The following is a 14,842-nucleotide window of genomic DNA, read 5'->3' on the forward strand; positions in this document are numbered from 1 at the left end:
ATCCGCTTCCGGTCATCCCGCGAACGGGAGGACCGGAAGTCCGCGCACGCCGGGGCGCACGGCGTAGAGGCTTCCCGCCTCGGTCCCGTGGCCCGAGGGCAGCCCCTGGGCCGAGGTCGTGATGAAGAGGGTGCCGAGGTCGTCCCCGCCGAACGTGCACGCGCTCACCTGCGGCACGGGGAGGGCGATGCGGGCGATCTCGGCGCCGGAAGGGTCGAGGCCGATCACCCGTCCTGCGCCCCAGACCGCCACCCAGACGCTGCCGTCGGCGGCCACCGTGAGGCCGTCGGGAACACCTTCCGCGGCCGGCACCTCGGCGAACACGCGACGCTCGACCAGCTCCCCGTCCGCGAACTCGAGAACGTCGACCCGGTGGGACATGCTGTCCACGTAGTAGGCGCGCTCTCCGCCGGGGGAGAACGCGATGCCGTTGGAGACGCTCACGGAGGGCAGCAGCGGCGTGACCGCGAGGTCGGCGCCGACGCGGAGCAGGGCGCCTGCTCCAGCGGAGGCGTCGTACGCCATGGACCCGGCGAGCAGGCGTCCTTGCGGGTCGCAGCCTCCGTCGTTCATCCGCACCGCAGGGTCGTCGACGAGTCGCGCGGCACGATGCGGGATCTCGTCGGGAGCCGCGGCCAGGTAGAGGTCGTGCGCGCCGACGGCGACGTATCCTCCGTTCCTCCGCGGGCGTGCGAAGGCGAGATACGCGTCGTCCAGGTGCATCCGGTCGACGCCGTCGTCGGTCAGCGTCAGCAGGTCGCCCGCCTCGCCGTCGACCCAGCGCAGACCGCCCCACCCCGGCCACCAGACGGGGCCCTCGGCATGGTGCGCGACGGGGCCGGTGACGTTCTCGACCGGCACCCCGGTGCGGCGTAGCGGGTTCGGGGCCATGGATCCCATCCTGGCAAAGAAGGCGACCGCCGCTGCGTCCTTGGCCGAGCAACGCGCCCCCGCCGCCATATCGTGCCTGTATCGAAATCCGGATACGCTCCGGCAACCCGCCGCTCGCTTGACTCGATCCATGCGAACATCCGCCTCGGAGCTCGTCGTCCACGAGGACGCGCTCCGCGAGAACACCGCTCGCCTGCGGGCGCTGTCCGGAGGAAGGCTCATGGCCGTCCTCAAGGCGGACGCGTTCGGTCACGGGGACGTCGCCTCCGCGGTGCTCGAGGCGGGTGCCGATTCGATCGGCGTGACGAGCGTCGACGAGGCGCTCGCCTTCCGGCAGGCGGATGTCGGCGTGCCGATCCTGAGCTGGCTCAACCCGCCGGGCGCCGACTTCGAGACGGCGGTGCGCGAGCGCATCGACCTCGCCGTCCCCGGTCTCGAGCTGCTCTTCGAGATCGCACGCGCCGCGCGGGCCGCGGGCACGGCGGCCCGCGTGCACCTGCACATCGACGTCGGCACCGGCCGGGACGGCTGCCCGCCGCGCGACTGGGCGACGCTGTGCGCCCTCGCCCGCGAGCAGGAGGCGGCGGGCGCGATCCGCGTGGTCGGGGTGATGGGGCACATGTCCTGCGCCGACGACCCCCTGAGCGGGCAGAACGTGCGCGAGCGCCTGGTGTTCGAGAACGCGATCCGCACCGCGCGTCGTCGCGCTCTGCGCCCGCACGTCCTGCACCTCGCCGCCACGGCCGCGACGATCACGGGCGCAGGAGCGGGATACGGCCCGCACCGCATCGGCGCAGGACTGTTCGGCATCGACCCGTCGCGCACGAGCGATGTCCTGCGGCCCGCGCTGACCCTGACCTCGACCGTCGTGTCGTCCCGCGAGGCACCGGCGGGCACCGGCGTCGGATACGGTCACGACTTCGTCACCCCGGAGCGCACCCACCTCGCGCTGCTGCCGCTCGGCTACGCCGACGGGCTCCCCCGCGCGGCGTCCGGGCAGGCAGAGGTGCTCGTACGCGGAGAGCGCCGGCCGCTGGTGGGCAGGTTCTCGATGGACATGGTCGTCGTCGACACCGGCGACATGCTCCTGCGACCGGGGGAGCGCGTCACGGTCTTCGGCCCCGGCCGGGACGGCGAACCGACGGTCGCCGAATGGGCCGCCTGGTCGCACACGATCGAGCACGAGATCGTGACCGCGGTGGGCTCCCGGACCTCCCGGATCCGCCGCACCCTCGACACCTCGAACCACCCCACGACCTCGCTCCCTGGAGAGACCGCATGCCTCAGCACACCCGCCGGATCGCCGTCATCGGAGGCGGCGCGAACGACGAGCACACGGTCTCCCTCGCCTCGGCGGCCGCCGTCACACGCGCTGTCCGGGCGCTGAGGCACACCGCGGTCCCGCTCACGATCGGCGAGGACGGCGCGTGGCGGGACGAGCAGGACACGGTGCTGCCCGCCCATCGCGCGATCGAGCTGCTGACCGGGTGCGATGCGGCGATCCCGATGCTGCACGGCGTGCGGGGCGAGGACGGTGCGATCGCGGGTCTGCTGGAGCTCTGCGGTGTGCCCTCGGCGGGCTCGCCGGTCCGCGCGGGCGCGCTGGGGATGGACAAGCAGGCCACGAAGCTGGTCGCGGCATCCTTGGGCATCGCGACGGCGAACGGGCGTCTCATCGAGCCCGGATCCGCGGCGATGGTCGCCGGTCTGACACCGCCCTTCGTCGTGAAGCCCGCGAGCGGCGGATCCAGCAACGGGGTCTTCGTCGTGGCTGATCCCGAGGGCGTCGCCGACGCGGTCGATCGGGCGAGGGCGTTCGGGGATCCGGTCCTGATCGAGGAGTACGTCGCGGGGCGGGAGGTGGACGTCGCCGTCTTCCGGGATCGGCACGGAGCGCTGCGGCTCGGCGCCGCCCTCGAGATCGGAGTGTCGTCCGGCGGCGTCTTCGGCGCGGCCGAGAAGTACGACGGCAGCGCCCGGTTCACGGTGCCCGCCCCGATCGGCGACGTCGAGGAGGCGGCAGTCCGGTCGGCGGCGGCGCGGCTCTACGAGGCGCTCGGGTGCGCCGGGGTCGCGCGCTTCGACTTCTTCGTGACCGCCGACGGCCCCGTGCTCAACGAGGTGAACACGGCGCCGGGCATGACCGAGCGCTCGCAGGTTCCGCTGATGTACGCGGCGACCGGCCTCGACTACACCGGATTGATCGCCGAGCTCCTCGACGCGGTGTTCCTCGACGCCGTGCCGTCGCCGAACCAGGGGGAGGCGCCGCAGCGGGCCGGGGCGACCGCGTGACGGCCGCCGAACTCGCTCCGAAACCCCGACTGGCCTGGGCGGACACCGCCAAGGGGCTGCTGATCGTCCTCGTCGTGTTCTGGCACGTCGTGATGAAGAGCTATCTCACGATCGACTGGCGCATCGGCCTGCCGATCCCCGGCGCCTGGGGCCTGATCTCCGACATCGCCTACCCGGTGCGGATGCCGCTGTTCTTCCTCATCTCCGGCTGCTTCGCCGCCAACGCGGTCGCCCGGCCGTGGGCCGCCGTGTTCCGAAGCCGCGTCCTGCGCTTCCTCTACCTGTATCTGCTCTGGACGCTCATCCACATGGCCACGATGTGGGCGTTCCCCGACTTCCCGACGCTGGTCCCGAGATCCGTCGCGGAGTTCATCGAAGCGATCACGATCAGCCCGCCGAACGCCTGGTACCTCTATGCCCTCGCGCTCTACTTCCTCGTGGTCAAGGGACTGCGCCGGCTGCCCGTCTGGATCCCCTTGGCCGCGGCCGCGGCGCTGACGACCGCCGTGGGAGCGGGGCTCATCGATGTCGTGAGCAACCGCGGATCGCTGCTCGCGAACCTGCTCTACTTCCTCATCGGCACCTCCTTCTCCCGGCAGATCATCGGATTCGCCGCCCGACCGCGCCCTGTGCTCGCGGCCGTGGGTGTCGTGCTCTATCTGGCGGCCTTCGCCGCCGTGAGGGTCACCGGGGCGGAGGAGATCCCTGGGGTGTGGCCCGCCGTCGCCCTCATCGGACTCGGCGCGGGGATGGCCGTGGCGCCGCTTCTGGCGAGGTCGCGGCGGCTCGGCACCGGACTGAGCCGGCTCGGGACGCGCACACTGCAGATCTACGTGATCCACATGCCGGTGCTCGCGCTCGCCGACGCGCTCGTGGCGGGGTGGGTGTCGGACGCGGGGAAGGCCGTGCAGCTGGTCGCGGCCGTCGTCCTCCCCGTCGTCCTCACGGCCGTCGTGATCGCGGCCAGCCTGGTGATCGGTGACCTCATCACCCGCGACCGCCTGTCCTGGCTGTTCGACCTGCCGCGACGGCGCGCCCGCGCCGAGATCGGGCATCGCCGCCGTCTCCCGTGGCGCACGCCCGTCGCCGTGGTCGCGCTGGCGGCCATCGGCCTCGCCGCCACGGGGGCGGCGGCGCTCCCCGCGACGCCGGCGCGGATCCCGCAGCAGTCCGCCCAGCACGCCGGGGAGGTCAGCATCGGTGCGACCGGCGACATCCTGCTCTACGACGCGAGCGGGACGGTGCCGGCGGATCACGGCGCCGGCCACTTCGACCGGGTGCGCCCCTGGTTCACGCAGGATCTCGTCACCGGCAACCTCGAGCAGGCGATCTCCCGTGACACGGGAGAGGACAAGTGTGGCACGGACGCCGAGTGCCTCGCGTTCCGCAGCGATCCCGACTCCGTCGCGGGCCTCGCCGGCTTCGACGTCCTCAACCTCGCGAACAACCACAGCCGCGACTTCGGGCAGGCCGGCTACGACGACACGAGAGCGGCTCTCGCCGGTGCGGGAATCCACGCGGTGGGCGGGCGGGACGAGGTCGTCTACACGCGGATCGGCGAGGTCACCGTGGCGATGATCGGCTTCGCGCCCTACGGCGAGTTCAACCGGGTCACCGACCTGCGGCGAGTGCGCGCCATCGTCCGCACCGCCGCCGCGCATGCGGATGTCGTGATCGTGCAGGCGCACATGGGCGCGGAAGGGGCGAACGCGGATGCGGTCACACCGGGGACCGAGACCATGTACGGGGAGGACCGCGGGGATCCTGTCGCGTTCTCCCATGCGGCGATCGATGCGGGGGCGGATCTGGTGCTCGGCCACGGGCCGCACGTGCTGCGCGGGATGGAGTGGTACCACGGCCGGCTCATCGCCTACAGCCTCGGCAACTTCGGCGGCGGGGGCGTCTTCGGCAAGGATCCGGCCACGCGCTACGGGGCCTACCTCTCCGTCCGCCTGCGCGCCGACGGGATCGTGATCGCCGGCCGCGTGCAGTCCGTACGATTCGACTATCCCGAGGGGATCCCCGAGCCGGATCCCGAGGGCGGGGCCGCGCGGCTCATGGATCAGCGCGGGCACCGCGACTTCCGCGGCGCCGCGGCGCGCGTCGGCCCCGACGGCGTGATCGCCGTGCCCTAGACGGAGATGGGGAATCCTCCCCATTGAACGTCCCGCTTCCGGGGGCCAGGCTTCTGCGCAGGACGCGGAACGCGTCCGTCCGGAGGATCGGAGGAGATCATGAAGAAGTTCGGACTCGGGAAGAAGCTGCTTCTCGCCGGTGCGCTGTCGGGCGCGCTGGTCCTGGGGACGGTCGTCCCGGCGAACGCGTACGCCGTCACCTCGATGGGACCGTACTCGACCTACGCGAAATGCAAGGCGGCGGAACGGACCTACAACTCGTCGTGGACGAAGGTACACCGCTCCTGCTTCCCGTTCCGCGGTGGCTGGTGGTTCGACTATCGGACCCCGTGGGGGTCCTGATCCCCTGATCGCCGCGCCGCGCTACGCCGGGACGGGCACGATTGCGCCGCCTGCCGCGAGCGAGGCGTACGCGGCGTCCACGATCGCCACCGCCGCGACGCCGTCGGCCGGGGTCACCCGTGCAGGGCGCCCGGTGCGGATCGCCTCCGCGAAGTCCGCGATCTGGGCGCGGTAGGGGTGGTCCTCGGTCTGCGGCGGGAGGTATCCGGGATCGGTGTCGACCGAGGAGGCGCGCGCAGCGTCGCCGGTCTCCCCGGCGCTGTCGTGCGCGAGTGCGCCGGTGGCGCCGACGGCCTCGATCGTGGTGCGGAACGGCACGCCCTCGCCCAGCCAGCCGCCGTCGATCCGGGAGGCGACGCCGTTCGCGTGCGTCAGCTCGACCGTCGCCGTCACCGGGGAGGACAGGCGTCCGTCGACGCTGGGCGGATCCTGCCTCGCGCTCACCGACGTCACGGGCCCGGCGAGCCACAGTGCCTGGTCGATGTCGTGGATGAGCAGGTCGCGGATAAGCCCGCCGCCGGCGTTCTCGTCGTAGAACCACGCGGTCGTCGGACCCGCGCCCGCACGGCTCAGACGCAGGGTCTGCAGCGCCCCGATCCCGCCGGAGGCGACGGCCTGCTGGATCTGTCGGTACGCCGCGAAGTACCGCACGACGTGCGCGGGGAGCAGCCGCACGCCCGCCGCATCCGCAGCTTCGGCCAGGTGCTGCGCCTCGGCCGAGGTCAGGGCGAGCGGCTTCTCGCACACGACGTGCCGTCCGCGGGCCATCGCGCGCAGGGCGAGGTCGAGGTGCGTCGGGGTGGGGGCGAGGATGCCCACGATGTCGACCAGGTCGATGAGCGCGTCCGCGTCGTCCGCGATCTCCACGCCGAAGCGCTCCGCGAGCGCGGTCGGCCGGGTGCGCGAGGAGATCACGCATTCCGCGCCGAGCGCCTGCCAGGCGTCGAGGTGCGCGGCGGCGATGGCGCCCGCGCCGATCAGCCCGACGCGCGGGGTCTGCCGAGGTCGTGCCGGTCTGCCCGGGTTCATGGGTTGATGACCTCCGTCCTGGGGCGCTGGTCAGCGCCCCACCTGCAGTGTGGAGGGGCGAGGAGAGAACCGGTCGTCGAGCACGAGGCAGGCCGCACCGATCGCAGCCACGTCGGAGCCCAGCGTCGTCCCGGTGATCGTGATCCCGTGAAGCTGGTGCGAGATCGAACCGCCGGAGACGATCGGGGGTATCACTCTCAGGAAATGGGGTGCGATCGCCTCCCATGTCGCGCCGCCGATGACGACGTTGCCGACATCGAGCAGATTCGTCACGGTGAGGATGGCGGATGCCGTGAAACGGGCCGCCCGCTCGACGATGGCCACTGCGCCCTCGTCGCCGTCATCGGCGAGGCTGCTCAGCCGTTCGAACGCCGTGACGACGGCCGCCGGTGTCTCCAGATCCGTATCGGGAGGGAGCACGCCGGCGGACACGGCCTCGGTGGCGAGCATGTGTGGGGACCCGGTCTCCCAGAATGCGCGGAACGGATGCCGGTAGTGGTCGCCGAACTCCACAGCCGTCACCGGGAGGAGACCGACATCTCCCGCGTTGCTGGAGATTCCGCGCACCACGACGTCGTCCATCACGATTCCCGCACCCACTCCGGTGCCGAAGTAGAGGAACAGGAAGTCGCTCGGGCCCTCGCCGCCGCCGGCCCACAGCTCGGCGACGGCGCCCGCGATGACGTCCTTGTCGAGGAGCACGGGCAGACCGGTCGCGGCGCGGAGATGATCGCACAGCGGGACGCGATGCCAGTTCGGCAGATGAGGCGGATCGAGGACCAGACCTCGTTCGACGTCGACCGGACCGGGCGAGGCGATGCCGACACCGAGGATCCGGTTGCGGTCGATGGGCGCACGGCTGATCAGCGCCTCGATCTGCTCGCTCATCAGAGCGAGCACCGAGTCGGGATCCTGCGCCGCGGGCGTCGGGTGGGAGGCGTCGACGACGACGGCTCCGGTGAAGTCCAGGAGCACGTAGGTGATCGCCGCGGGATCGATGTGCACGCCGACCGCATAGCTGCCGGCCGGATTGAGCTCCAGCATGGTCCGCGGCTTGCCGAAGGCGACGGCCTGCTTGCCCGTCTCGAGGATCAGTCCCTGATCGAGCAGGCGGCGGCAGATGTTGGAGACGGTCTGCGCCGAGAGCCCGGTCTCGGTCGTCAGCTCGACGCGGCTGCGGCCACCTGCCGAGCGGCGGATCGAGTTGAGCACCACGCCTTCGTTGAAGTCGGCGACGCGCGGCATGTTGGTGCCGCGATGCTGGCTCGGATGTTCCGGCGGCGCCTGTGCCACGCATCCTCCTCGTTCATATTGTTCGACCCTGACTGGATACTTTATCCCGCGTCTTGAAGAACCGGGCGGGAATCGATCTTCCGTTTGGGCTTGCGGGCCCTTCAAGTTACTCCATACATTTGAGTTAGTAAGTCATGACGATGATGTCCGCTGAACCGGAGCAGGAGTTATGCCCTCAACATCCCCCTACAGATCACGATCGCTCGGCGCTGTCGCCGCGGTCGGCCTGATCGCCACCGCCCTCGTCTCGGGAGGGGCCGCGGCGACCGCCACGGCCGACACCCCCGCCGCTACGGCCGTCCTCACGGCCACCCCTCAACTCGACGGCATCGTGAAGGTGCGACCCGGCGATGCGGGCAAGGATCCCGCCGCCGTGTCCACCACCGTGGACGGCGTCGAGTGCTGGCAGATGAAGAACGATCCCTATGTGCGCTACCTCTACGTCGACGTCGATCAGAGCCGCATCCCTCAGGGCGCCAAGCGCGCTCTGGTCACCGTGGACTACTACGACGCGGGCGACAAGGGCTTCGACATCCACTACGACTCCAAGAGCAGCCCCTGGAGCGGATCGCGCAATCAGCAGTTGACGGCCGGTGACAACTGGAAGCACACGACTTTCGAGCTGACCGACATCAACTTCGCGAACCGCGCGAACGGCTACGACTTCCGGCTCAACGTCAAGGCGGCGCAAGGGGAGATGCCGCCCGTCTGCTTCTCGAAGATCGCGGTGACGTTCACCGATCAGCCGGTCGCTGCACTCGATTCCCTGGCGATCATGAGTCCCTCGTTGATCTTCGCGCAGGGCGAGACCTCGGTGAAGGTCGCGACTCCGGCCGACGAGGTCACCTGGCGGCTCGGCGACGCCGACGACGTGCAATTGCGCACCGGCACGACCACCGTGAGCGGCGGGGAGGCCGCGATCGACCTCAAGGATCTGCCGTTCGGCTACTACACGCTGAACGTCACCGCCGACGTGGGCGCCCCCGTCACGCGTACGACATCGCTCGCCGTGCTGGATCCGCCGCCCGCGGGCTGGAATGACGCGAACGCGTTCTGGGGGACGCAGATCCATCGAGGACATCAGCCGGCACAGAGCACCGCAGCGCTGATCGACGCGATGACGCTCGCCGGCTATGGCAAGAGCCGCATCGAGACGACCTGGGGAGAGGTCGAGAAGCAGAAGGGCTCCTACGACTTCACCGGCGAAGGCGTGCGCGTCGTGAAGGAGCTCGCAAGCCGCGGACAGAAGGTGATGTGGAACGCGGGCCTCACGAGCCCGCTCTACGACAACGATCACACGCCGGCGAGTCCCGAGGCGATCGCCGGTTTCGCGGCGTACGTCGGCGCCACCGCGGCGCACTACAGCGCTCAGGGTGCGTCCCACGACATCGGCGTCCTCAACGAGTACAACTCCACCGGCTTCAACAACGGCAGCTGCGGCCTGACCGCGGCGTGCTACCTGGACATCCTGCGTCCGACCTATCAGGCGGCGCACGGTGCGGATGCCCATGCCAACGTGATCGGACCGATCACCGCGGGCGTGCAGCTCGACTGGGCGAAGGACTTCATCGCCCAGGGCGGGCTCGACCATCTCGACACCTACGCGACCAACTTCTATGGCTATGCGCAGAACGGGGCGGGCACTCCTCCCGAGGCGACGACGGAACTCGCGAACCTGAAGCAGCTCACCACCCTGATCGATCAGGCCGATGGGAGCCGCGACATCCCCGTCCGCATCACCGAGAACGGCTGGCCGACGCACATCGCAGGATCCACGCAGGCGCAGCAGGCCGACTACGCGATCCGCGGACCCCTTCTCGCCCAGCTCGCCGGCGCAGACGAGTACCTCTGGTACGACCTGTACGACGACGGATTCAACGGCGGCGAGCGGGAGGACAGGTTCGGCCTGATCAATCGGGCCGACGACACCGCATGCTTCCTCTGGAAGTGCCCCGGCGACAACTACACCTACGGGGCCGTGCACGGCATCTCGCCGAAGCCCGGCTTCGTGACCCAGGCCGTCGCGATCCGCAAGACGACCGGGCTCGCGCTCGCCGGGCGGGAGAGCATCGGCGGCGACTCGCTGTACAGCCTGAAGTACACGGGATCCGCTGCGGATCAGACCACCCGCGCGATGTGGAGCACGAGCACCGACACCGTTTCCGTAAGCTCGAAGAAGGGCTTCACCCTGACGGACGAGTTCGGCCGCGAGCGTCAGATCGCCAAGGGCACCACCATGCTCGAGCTGACCGGATCACCGGTCTTCGTCCGCGGTGAGGTCGACGTGCAGGCAACCGATCCGCTCTTCGTCCTCGACGTGCCGGCGTCCTCCGTGCTCACGCACTCCCTGCCCGTGACCCTGAAGACGGCGCCCGGGGCGAAACTGAACGGCACCGAGCTCACCGTCTCGGCGGACGGCGTCACCAAGAAGGTCGCACTCAAGAAGGACGGCTCGGTCGCGCTGGACCTTCCCGGCGTCACCCGGCTGGGTCAGCGCCAGGTCACGGTCAGCGTCGACGACAAGAAGGGGAACCTGCTCGGGCAGGTGCGCGGAGCGAGCAGCGTCGTCGACCCCTATGTCGTCTCCGCGCGGCCCCACATCACCGGAGCGGCGGGCGACTACGCCTACTCCGTCGACGTGACGGTGCAGAACAATGCGCCGGATCTCGCGGTCGACATCGACCGAGTGGATTGGAAGCTCGGCACCGCCTCGGGGGCGCTGACGGACGCGTTCACGGTGGCGGGGGGCGACACGGCGACGGTCTCGGTGCCGATCGCCGATCCGAAGGCCTACGCGACGCAGAACTACACGGTGACGGCGAGGTCCGGAGACCTGTCCCGATCCTCGAGCGGCCCGTTGAGCTTCTCGCCGATCGAGCCGGACGGCCAGGCGGCACTCGCGCCGATCGATCTCAACGCTCTCGGCAAGTGGGTTCCGATCCGTGGCGGAACGCGCACCGGTCCGGCCGACCTCGGTGGCACTCTGCAGTACACGGCCACTGCGGACGCGCTGGAGCTCAGGGCGGTCATCACCGATGACGTCCACCTCGCGGACCGCACAGATCCGGCACTGAGCTGGCAGGCGGACTCGATCCAGTTCAACACCTACAACCAGTTCCCGACCGTGCTCGGCGGCGAGCGGGTGGAGATCGCGGCGGCGCTGCTGAACACCGGGCCTGTGGTCTACACGTTCGCACCGCCCGCCGGACAATCGCCCGGCCTGACGCCGGGCGCGGATGCGACGATCGTTCGTGACGATGCTGCGGGGACGACCACCTACGAGGTCTCCGTCCCCTGGTCATCGCTGGGCTATGCCGCCGCGCCGACCGGCGTGTGGGGGCTGTCGTTCCTGGTGAACGACGCCGACGGCGACGTCGCAGGCGCGGACTCGCGCTCTGGGTACCTGGAGTGGGGATCCGGCGTCGGCGCGGCGCCGAAGAACCCGGCGCTGTTCAAATCGGTGCAGCTGGTCGGCGCCGAGTAGGAGGCGCATCCTCGCCAGCTCACCCATCACGTCGATGCCGTCGGCGGCGGACTCGTTCGAGTCGTCGCCGACGGCCCGGAGTGATGGGTGAGCTGTTCCTGGCGGCCGGCGTCCTTCCGATCCGAGAGCCACGGTCGCGAGGACTCTTCGATTGACAAAGTCCATCAAGTTGAATTAAGCTCCGGAACAAGAACAGCCGACGGGTCGAAGCCGGTCCGGAGGCTGACGCAGGTATGACGAAGAGGACATCCGTGCACGACAACAGGCTGATCACCGAGGCGCGTCTCGACCGGTTCGTGGCGGAGTTCCTCTCGCCCGCGCTGTATCGCAGGGTGAGTGCGCTCGACGTGTCCGCCTTCGAGGTGGACGGAGAGCCCATCCCCGCCGCCGCGGCGATCGGCGCCGAGTATCACGCGATCGCTCTGCCGCACCGTTGGGGTCGTCCGTGGTCGACGGTGTGGTTCCGGGGATCGGGGTTCGTGCCGGCCGAGTGGTTCGACACCTCGGGCAGCCTGCCCGACGGCACGCGCATCGAGCTCGTCGTCGACCTCGGCTTCTTCGGCGACCGGCCCGGCTTCCAGGCCGAGGGACTGGGCTATCTGCCGGACGGCACCATCCTCAAAGCCGTCTCGCCTCGAGCCTCCTACCTGCCCTGGCAGGGGGCTGCGGGGAGTCCGATCGATGTCTACGTCGAAGCCGCGGCCAACCCCGATGTCGCCGGCGAGTACGACTTCCTGCCGACGCCGTTCGGCACGCGCGAGACCGCTCCGGATGCTCCTCTCTACACGATGCGTGCCTTCTCGGTCGCGCTGCTGGACGAGACGGTGTGGGAGTTGACCCGGGACGTCTGGACCCTCGACGGGCTGATGCGCGAGCTCAGTGCCGACAACCCACGGCGGCACCACATCCTGCGCGCCCTCGAGCGCATGATGGACATCGCCGACCCTCACGACATCGCCGGCACCGCTGCGGCCGCTCGCGCGGAGATCGCCGACGTGCTGACCAGCCCGGCCCATCCCTCGAGCCACGACATCGTCGCGATCGGTCACGCGCACATCGACTCGGCATGGCTCTGGCCGTTCCGCGAGACCATCCGCAAGTGCGCACGAACCTTCTCCAATGTCGTCGCCCTGATGGACGAGCACCCGGAGTTCCGGTTCGCGTGCTCCTCGGCGCAGCAGTTGAAATGGGTCAAGGACTTCTATCCCGAGCTGTTCGCCCGCATCAAGGCGAAGGTCGTCACGGGGCAGTTCGTCCCCGTCGGCGGCATGTGGGTCGAGCCGGACATCAACATGCCCGGCGGTGAGGCGATGGCCCGCCAGTTCGTCACCGGCAAGCGGTTCTTCCTCGAGGAGTTCGGCGTCGACACGCTCGAGGTGTGGGTGCCCGACACGTTCGGCTACTCGGCGGCGCTGCCGCAGATCATCGCGGCCAGTGGATCGAAGTGGTTCGTCACGCAGAAGATCTCCTGGAATCAGACCAATCAGATGCCGCACCACACCTTCCTCTGGGAAGGCATCGACGGCACGCGCATCCTCACTCATTTCCCCTCCGCCGACACCTACATCTCCGAGCTGTCCGGAGCTGAGCTCGCGCACGCCGAGCGCAGCTTCCGCGAGGTCGGCGGGTCGTCCGTCTCGCTGATCCCGTTCGGCTGGGGCGACGGCGGTGGCGGACCGACGCGCGAGATGATCGCCGCAGCAGCCAGGGTGCGGTCTCTGGAGGGTTCGCCGAAGGTGGAGATCGACACCCCGCAGGCCTTCTTCGAGAGGGTCGAGCGGGAGTATCCGAACCCGCCGGTGTGGTCGGGCGAGTTGTACCTGGAACTGCACCGCGGATCGCTGACCTCGCAGCATCGCACCAAGCAGGGCAATCGCCGCAGCGAACACCTGCTGCGCGAGGCCGAGCTGTGGGCCGCGACCGCGGCATGGCGCGAGGGCGCCGAGTATCCCTACGACGACCTCGAACGCAGTTGGCACGACGTGCTGCTCAACCAGTTCCACGATGTGCTCCCCGGCTGTTCGATCGCCTGGGTGTATCAGGACGTCCAGCGGATGTACGCCGAGATCGAGGCGACCGCCGAGCGGATCGTCGCAGGATCGCTCGAGGCGCTGGCCGGTACAGGCGATCGAGTCCTGAGCGTCAACGCCCGTCCGCAGGCGGCGGGCGACGTGCCCGCCCTCGGAATCGCTGCGGCGGAGCCGGCCGAGGGGACTCCCACGGTCCGCACCCGGGGTGAGGATCTCGTGCTCGACAACGGCCTCGTCCGGGTCGTGGTGGATCGCAGGGGTCTGGTGACCTCCCTGATCGACAGCGCATCCGGCCGTGAGGCGATCGCACCCGGATCGGCCGGGAACCTGCTGCAGCTGTTCCGTGACATCCCGAACAAGTGGGACGCGTGGGACATCGACGAGCACTACCGCCGGGTCGGCGAGGACCTCGTCGACGTGGAATCCGTACGATCCGTCGTCGACGCGGAAGGCGCCGCGATCATCGTGGTGCGGGCCTTCGGCACATCCCGCCTCGTCGAGACGATGCGCCTGCGTGCGGGATCCGCCGCTCTCGACCTCGACTTCGAGATCGACTGGCAGGAGACCCGGCATCTGCTCAAACTCGCGTTCCCGTTCGCTGTGCACGCCGATCGCTCCGCCGCCGAGACCCAGTTCGGTCATGTGTTCCGGCCCACGCACGTCAACACGTCCTGGGACGCCGCACGCTTCGAGATCAGCGCACATCGCTGGATCCATGTCGCGGAGCCCGGATACGGCGTCGCGATCGCGAACGAGTCGACCTACGGACACGATGTGGGCAGGGTGACTCGCGAGGACGGCGGCACGACGACCACGGTTCGGCTCTCGTTGCTGCGCGCTCCGGTCTTCCCCGATCCCGATGCGGATCTCGGCCACCATCACCTGCGAGTGTCGGTGCGACCCGGGGCGGGCATCCGCGAGGCGGTCGACGAGGGGTACCGAATGAACCTGCCTCTGCGTACGGTCGACGGGGCCCGTGATGTCGCTCCGCTCGTGCGCGTCTCGCATCCTGCCGTGCGGATCGAATCGATCAAGCTCGCGGAAGACCGCAGCGGCGATCTGATCGTGCGGCTGTACGAATCCGAGGGCGCCCGCGCCGTCGCCGACGTCGAGATCGACCAGGCCGGATCCGTCGGCTTCGTCGACCTGTTGGAGCGGGAGATCGAATCGCCGGCGGGGGCCACGATGACCGCGGCCGGAGTGCGGATCACCCTCCGGCCTTTCCAGCTCCTCACTCTGCGTGTCAAGCAGGCTGCGCGCGTCTCGAAGGAGGCGCCGCAGGACACGTGAGGATCGCGTCGCGGCACGATCGGCTCGTCGCGGCGGACCACCCGGAAGCACCAACC

9 protein-coding genes are annotated in these 14,842 nt (G+C 69.9%); 6 read left to right on the forward strand and 3 right to left on the reverse strand.

From position 1 onward, the window contains the following. Positions 1–12: 12 nt before the first annotated feature. Entirely contained in the window at positions 13–891 is an 879-nt protein-coding gene (locus CQ044_RS07970; protein ID WP_258133207.1) for an SMP-30/gluconolactonase/LRE family protein, read from the reverse strand. Between the two features lie 130 nt (positions 892–1,021). On the opposite strand from CQ044_RS07970, the gene alr reads away from it, so the two are divergent. The 4 genes from alr to CQ044_RS07990 all read left to right on the forward strand — a co-directional run bounded on the left by alr (position 1,022) and on the right by CQ044_RS07990 (position 5,660). After that, the gene (alr, locus tag CQ044_RS07975; RefSeq protein ID WP_105687971.1) at positions 1,022–2,278 is read left to right on the forward strand and encodes an alanine racemase; all 1,257 of its coding nucleotides are present in this window, start codon (positions 1,022–1,024) and stop codon (positions 2,276–2,278) included. After that, a complete protein-coding gene (locus CQ044_RS07980; protein ID WP_105687972.1) occupies positions 2,170–3,183 on the forward strand; it encodes an ATP-grasp domain-containing protein in 1,014 nt (337 codons plus the stop codon). Before alr ends, CQ044_RS07980 begins: the two co-directional genes overlap by 109 nt. Further along, on the forward strand, positions 3,180–5,318 hold the full coding sequence (locus CQ044_RS07985) for a CapA family protein (protein ID WP_181158224.1): 2,139 nt from the start codon (positions 3,180–3,182) through the stop codon (positions 5,316–5,318). The genes CQ044_RS07980 and CQ044_RS07985 overlap by 4 nt, the downstream gene beginning before the upstream one ends. 99 nt (positions 5,319–5,417) lie before the next feature. Beyond that, positions 5,418–5,660 carry a hypothetical protein gene (locus CQ044_RS07990; protein ID WP_105687974.1) on the forward strand — a complete coding sequence of 81 codons (243 nt, stop codon included), beginning with the start codon at positions 5,418–5,420 and terminating at the stop codon, positions 5,658–5,660. Between the two features lie 21 nt (positions 5,661–5,681). On the opposite strand, the gene CQ044_RS07995 is transcribed toward CQ044_RS07990, so the two are convergent. After that, on the reverse strand, positions 5,682–6,689 hold the full coding sequence (locus CQ044_RS07995; RefSeq protein ID WP_105687975.1) for a Gfo/Idh/MocA family protein: 1,008 nt from the start codon (positions 6,687–6,689) through the stop codon (positions 5,682–5,684). Positions 6,690–6,719: 30 nt separating this feature from the next. After that, positions 6,720–7,982 carry an ROK family transcriptional regulator gene (locus tag CQ044_RS08000; protein ID WP_105687976.1) on the reverse strand — a complete coding sequence of 421 codons (1,263 nt, stop codon included), beginning with the start codon at positions 7,980–7,982 and terminating at the stop codon, positions 6,720–6,722. A 169-nt stretch (positions 7,983–8,151) separates the two neighbouring features. On the opposite strand from CQ044_RS08000, the gene CQ044_RS08005 reads away from it, so the two are divergent. Then, positions 8,152–11,466: a sugar-binding protein gene (locus tag CQ044_RS08005; protein ID WP_105687977.1), complete on the forward strand. Its 3,315-nt coding sequence runs from the start codon at positions 8,152–8,154 to the stop codon at positions 11,464–11,466. Between the two features lie 251 nt (positions 11,467–11,717). Then, the gene (locus tag CQ044_RS08010; protein ID WP_105688028.1) at positions 11,718–14,786 is read left to right on the forward strand and encodes a glycoside hydrolase family 38 C-terminal domain-containing protein; all 3,069 of its coding nucleotides are present in this window, start codon (positions 11,718–11,720) and stop codon (positions 14,784–14,786) included. Positions 14,787–14,842 lie beyond the last annotated feature (56 nt).

The organism is Microbacterium sp. MYb64 (assembly GCF_002979495.1).
GTDB classification, from domain to species: domain Bacteria; phylum Actinomycetota; class Actinomycetes; order Actinomycetales; family Microbacteriaceae; genus Microbacterium; species Microbacterium azadirachtae_A.

Bases quoted from the DNA above. Each gene is read 5' to 3' on its own strand.
- CQ044_RS07970 (WP_258133207.1), bottom strand. From the start codon at position 891: ATGGCCCCGAACCCGCTACGCCGCACCGGGGTGCCGGTCGAGAACGTC.
- alr (WP_105687971.1), top strand. From the start codon at position 1,022: ATGCGAACATCCGCCTCGGAGCTCGTCGTCCACGAGGACGCGCTCCGC.
- CQ044_RS08005 (WP_105687977.1), top strand. From the start codon at position 8,152: ATGCCCTCAACATCCCCCTACAGATCACGATCGCTCGGCGCTGTCGCC.
- CQ044_RS07980 (WP_105687972.1), top strand. From the start codon at position 2,170: ATGCCTCAGCACACCCGCCGGATCGCCGTCATCGGAGGCGGCGCGAAC.
- CQ044_RS07995 (WP_105687975.1), bottom strand. From the start codon at position 6,689: ATGAACCCGGGCAGACCGGCACGACCTCGGCAGACCCCGCGCGTCGGG.
- CQ044_RS07990 (WP_105687974.1), top strand. From the start codon at position 5,418: ATGAAGAAGTTCGGACTCGGGAAGAAGCTGCTTCTCGCCGGTGCGCTG.